Source organism: Streptomyces capoamus (assembly GCF_014654935.1).
Classification (GTDB): Bacteria; Actinomycetota; Actinomycetes; order Streptomycetales; family Streptomycetaceae; genus Streptomyces; species Streptomyces capoamus.
In genome coordinates, this window is record NZ_BNBF01000001.1 from 754,827 (window position 1) to 759,720 (window position 4,894).

Here is a 4,894-nt window from a genome sequence, read left to right on the forward strand (position 1 = left end):
CCCGGGGACGAGGGGCAGGCGGAATCTCGTGCTTCGGACCGGAGGCGCGCGCCCAGCGGGGCTGACCACCGCTGCCTGGGCCGCCTCCGGCGGTCCAGGCGGGTTCCCCGCGGCGAAACCCTGACACCACCGTTCGGGCCAAGACTCGGAACCGCTGTTCCGGCCGTGCCCTGAAACCACGTTCAGGAGCGATTCCGCATGCTGACCGACATGTCGACAAGCCGTCCCGCCACCACCACCGCCGACGGCGCCGCGGCCCCCACCCGGCGCAACCATGACGACGCCCCCGATACGGCGGAGCTGTTCGCCCGGCTGGCGGAACTGCAGGACGGTCCTGAGCGGGACGCCGTACGCGACGAACTCGTCACCGCCTGGTTGCCCATGGCCCACCGGATCGCGGGCCGGTTCCGCGACCGGGGCGAATCCGTCGAGGACCTGCGCCAGGTCGCCGCCCTGGGCCTCGTGAAGGCCGTCGACCGCTTCGACCCCTCGCGGGGGGCCTTCGAGAGCTATGCCGTGCCGACCATCACCGGGGAGGTCAAGCGGCACTTCCGCGACCGGATGTGGGCCCTGCGGGTGCCCCGCCGGGTGCAGGAACTGCGCAACCGGGTGCGGGTGGCCCGGCGCGAACTCACCCAGAACCCCGGCAGTCCCGAACCGACGATCGCCGACATCGCCGCCCACACCGGCCTCACCGAGGAGGAGGTGAACGCGGGCATGGAGGCGCTGGAGAGCTTCAGCACCCTCTCGCTCGACGCCGAGCTGTCCGCCGGGGACGACGGCTACAGCCTCGCCGACACCCTCGGCGAGTCGGACACCTCCTACGACGTCGTCGTCGACCGCGAGGCCGCCAAGGAAGGGCTGCGCCGGCTCCCCGAGCGGGAGCGGGCCATCCTCTACATGCGCTTCTTCGAGGACATGACGCAGAGCCGCATCGCCGACCGGCTCGGCATCTCCCAGATGCACGTCTCCCGGCTGATCAGCCGCAGTTGCGCCCGGGTCCGCGACGAGGTGCTCGGCAGCCGCCGCCCCGGCGGCGGCGACCAGCGGTGAGCGGTCAGCTCCCGGGCTGTGCGGGGCCGCCGGCGACGCCCAGCGGCCGGGCGAGGCCCGAGACGGCTTCGTCCAGCCGCTGCAGATGGCGCAGCACCCGGTCGGTGACCCGGCCGTAGCGCGGGGTGCGCGGGGTTCCCGGCTCCAGCATCGACGCGATGCTGGAGCCGGTCCGTATCCGCGCGGTCGACCGCGGGTCGGTGACGTGCGCCGCGATCGTCTCGATGTTGTGCACGATCCGCCCGCACGCCCCGCGCAGCCGCGGATCCGCCGCGATCGCCGGATGTGTCGGCAACAGCTCCGCCGTGGCCGCCAGCGAACGCCCGTGGTACGCGCAGGTCTCCAGCAGCGCCACCACGTACCGGGCCGTGTTCCGGCGCGTGCGCAGCGGTGTGATCGGGTGGGTCAGCGGCTGGGTGGCGGCGCGCAGGTCGGCCAGCGCCTGGTCCAGCGCGCGCGCCTCCTCCACCAGATCGCCGCCGGCGCCCCCGCTCAGCTGGTCGACGGCGCCCCGCGTCACTTCGGCCAGCCGGTCCAGGACCGCCACGAGCAGGTCGTTGGTCCGCCGGTCGGTGCGGATCGGCAGCACCACGGCCGCCGCGACCACCCCGCAGGCCGCGCCCAGCGCCGTCTCCTCGATCCGCAGCACCAGCACCGACATGTTGTAGGTGTTCAGGAGCGTGTAGAGCAGGCCCAGCATGGCCGTCACGAAGAACGACATCAGCGTGTAGGACAGCGGCGCGGTGTAGAACATCGCGAAGATGAACAGCAGCACCAGCGCGAACGCCGTCCAGGTGTGGTGCCCGACCAGTGCGGCCAGCCCGATGCCGGCCACCACGCCCAGCACCGTGCCCAGCAGCCGCCGGTAGCCCTTCACCAGGATCTCGCCGGTGGACGCGGTGTTGATGAACACGATCCAGCAGGTCAGCACCGCCCAGTACCAGCGCTGGCTGGACAGCAGCTCGCCGCCCGCCATGGCCAGCGAGGAACCGGCCGCCACCTGGAGGGCGGCCCGGGTGGTGGGCCGCTGGAGACCGGTCGGCTCGGGCTTCTCGGGTTCGTTCTCCTCGCTGATCTCGATCGCGGTGTCCTCGGCGTCCAGTTCCTCGCGGGAACGGGCGGTGGCCGGGGTGTCGTCCGACTCGTCCTGGGGCCCGTCCAGCGCGACCCGCAGGCCCAGCGAGGCCCGGGCGGCCTCACCGAGGCCCCGGAAGACGTCCTGCACGGCCGGGGAGGTCGCGGGCAGGTTCTCCTCCTCGCGGTAGCCGAGCAGCCGGTTGCGCACCTGGGCGAGCGCGGTCCCCGAGGCCTCCCCGGCCGGCCGCAGCATCAGCAGCCGCAGCGCCTGCAGATCCCGGTGCAGCGCGGCCGACGCGTCGTCCCGCACCGGCAGTTCGCCCCCGGAGGGCAGCGTGGCGCCCGGCAGGTGCAGGGTCAGGGTGTCGGTGCGCTGGGCGCTGCGCGCGGTGAGCAGCAGCAGCCCGAGCCGCTCGGCGGCGATCTCGGCGTCCGCGATCCGGCGCTGGAGCAGCCGGGCCACCGCCGGGTCCGAGGTGCCGTCCTCCAGCCGGCCCTGGATCATCAGCGCTGTCTCGTGCAGCCGGGCGGTGCCGGTGCGCAGGTCCTCCAGCAGCTTCTCCGCCTCGTCGGGACCGGCGTCCAGCAACTCGGCCTGCGTGGCGATCAGCTGGGCCAGCCGGGCGCGGAAGGCCCGCCGCAACCGGTCCAGGGTGCCGGCCGGGGTCTGCGGCAGCAGCACGAACCGGGCGGCGGCACTGCACCCGAACGCCACGCACAGGACGCCGTACAGCGGAAGCAGCGTGGACGTGGTCGCGCCCACGAACAGCGACAGGAAGTAGACCTGGAAGCCGATCAGCCCCAGTGCCGTGCCCCGGTCACCGAACCGGCGGCCGTAGACGGCGCAGAAGATGAGGGTGATGAAGAACAGGTCCCCGGCGACCACCTGCCGGCTGAGCAGCGTGCCCAGTGTCACCGAGGCCAGCGCGACCGGCAGGCCCAGCGCGAGCGTGACGGCCTGCGGGCCGCGCTGCTTCTCCCGGATGGCGAAGGTGGCGACCATGGCCGCCATGGACCCGGCGACGAGCTGGGGCACCGGGACGCGCAGCGCGGCGAGGACGGCGAGGGTCAGCGCGATGGCGGTGACCGTGCGCAGTCCGGCGGTCAGCCGGAGCAGCCCGGGGTCCGACGCCGCGAGCCGGTCCCACATCCGTACCCGTCCCGACCGTGCCGCTGCCCTCACGCTGCCGTGCTCTCTCCCGTGCCGGAAATCGATCTACGACCCAGCATCGCACGGGAGCCGGGACTACCGGCCCTCGGCCAGGGTGGCGGCCACCAGCGCGTTCGCGTGCCCGTGGCCGAGTCCGTGCTCGGACTTGAGCCAGGCGACGAGTTCCATGTGCTTCGTCAGCGGCGAGGAGCGGATCAGCTCCTGCCATGCGACGACGGGCCGGCCGTACGTCTTCTCGATCGACGGGAAGTAGCTCGCCGGGCCCTTGACGGTCTTCTCGCTCATCTCGGGTGTCCCTCCGTGTGGTGTGTACCGGTCACAGGAGAAGACCGCCGATCGGGTGCGCAGTGATCGGCGGTCTTCGGTGATCTGGATCACATCACGGCTGGTCCGCGCTCGCGCTCGCGCCCGCGCCCTCGCCCTCCACCAGAGCCCGTACCTTCTCCGGCGTCAGGTACGAGTCGGTGTACTCGAAGTCCTTCAGCCGGGCGGGCTTGCGGGCCTGGAAGCCCGTGCGCACGAAATCGTCGCCGGCGACCGCGTTCAGCAGCCAGTTGGTCATCACCCGGGTCTTGGCGACGTTGGTGCGCAGGGCCGACCAGTGGTAGCCGCGGGCCACCGCCTGGGCGGGCAGCCCGCGCAGCTCGACACCCAGCGGCTTGGACACCGCGTCCTTGCCGCCGAGGTCGACGACGAGCCCCAGGTCCTTGTGCACGTACGGCTGCAGCGGCCGGCCGCGCAGCGCCGCGATGACGTTGTCGCCGGCCTTCCTGCCCTGCCGCATGGCGTGCTGCGCGGTGGGCGGGCAGACCGCGCCCTCCTGGCCCTTGGCGAGGTCCGGCACGGCCGCGGAGTCGCCGAGCGCGAACACCCCGTCGTGGCCCGGCAGGCACATCTCCGCGGTGACCGCCAGCCGGCCCTTGACGGTCTCCGCGCCGAGCGTGGCGATGAGCGGGCTGGCGACCACACCGGCCGTCCAGATCAGGGTGTGCGTGGGCACCACCCGGCCGTCGGTGAAGGTGACCTCCTCGGGGCCGGCCTTGTCGATGGAGACGCCCAGTGACACCTCGATGCCGCGGCGCCGGAGGATCTCCTGCGCGCTGCGGCCGAGCTTGTCGCCCAGTTCCGGCATGAGCTTGGGCGCGATGTCGATCAGGTGCCACTTGATCAGCCCCGGGTCCAGCCGCGGGTAGCGCTGCACGGCCGCGTGCGTCAGCCGCTGCAGGCAGGCCGCGGTCTCGGTGCCCGCGTAGCCGCCGCCGACCACCACGAACTGCAGCCGCGCGGCCCGCTCGGCCGGGTCGTCGCTGGCGTCCGCCAGGTCCAGCTGGGAGATGACGTGGTCGCGGATGTAGGCGGCCTCGGCGAGGGTCTTCATCCCGAAGGCGTGCTCGGTCAGGCCCGGGATGTCGAAGGTGCGGGTCACGCTGCCCGGTGCCAGCACGATGTAGTCGTAGGGCTCGTTGACGATCTTGTCGGTGATGGTGCGGACGACGCACACCTTCGCCTTGAGGTCCACGCCGATCGCGCCGCCCGGGATGATCCGGGTGCGGTACTTCTTGCTGCGGCGCAGCGACAGGGCGATCGACTGCG

4 protein-coding genes are annotated in these 4,894 nt (G+C 72.8%); 1 reads left to right on the forward strand and 3 read right to left on the reverse strand.

The window, feature by feature from the left end; genetic code table 11:
• Positions 1-198 precede the first annotated feature (198 nt).
• Complete coding sequence (locus IE312_RS03450; RefSeq protein WP_189978149.1) at positions 199-1,053, forward strand: SigB/SigF/SigG family RNA polymerase sigma factor; 855 nt, start codon at positions 199-201, stop codon at positions 1,051-1,053.
• A 4-nt stretch (positions 1,054-1,057) separates the two neighbouring features.
• Here IE312_RS03450 and IE312_RS03455 read toward each other — a convergent pair whose 3' ends face one another.
• The 3 genes from IE312_RS03455 to IE312_RS03465 all read right to left on the reverse strand — a co-directional run.
• Positions 1,058-3,280, reverse strand: a complete 2,223-nt coding sequence (locus tag IE312_RS03455) for an FUSC family protein (RefSeq protein ID WP_189978263.1) — start codon at positions 3,278-3,280, stop codon at positions 1,058-1,060.
• A 96-nt stretch (positions 3,281-3,376) separates the two neighbouring features.
• Positions 3,377-3,586 carry a DUF4287 domain-containing protein gene (locus tag IE312_RS03460; RefSeq protein ID WP_189978152.1) on the reverse strand — a complete coding sequence of 70 codons (210 nt, stop codon included), beginning with the start codon at positions 3,584-3,586 and terminating at the stop codon, positions 3,377-3,379.
• 94 nt (positions 3,587-3,680) lie between these two features.
• On the reverse strand, positions 3,681-4,894 hold a 1,214-nt coding region (locus IE312_RS03465; protein ID WP_229898949.1), incomplete at its 5' end, for an NAD(P)/FAD-dependent oxidoreductase.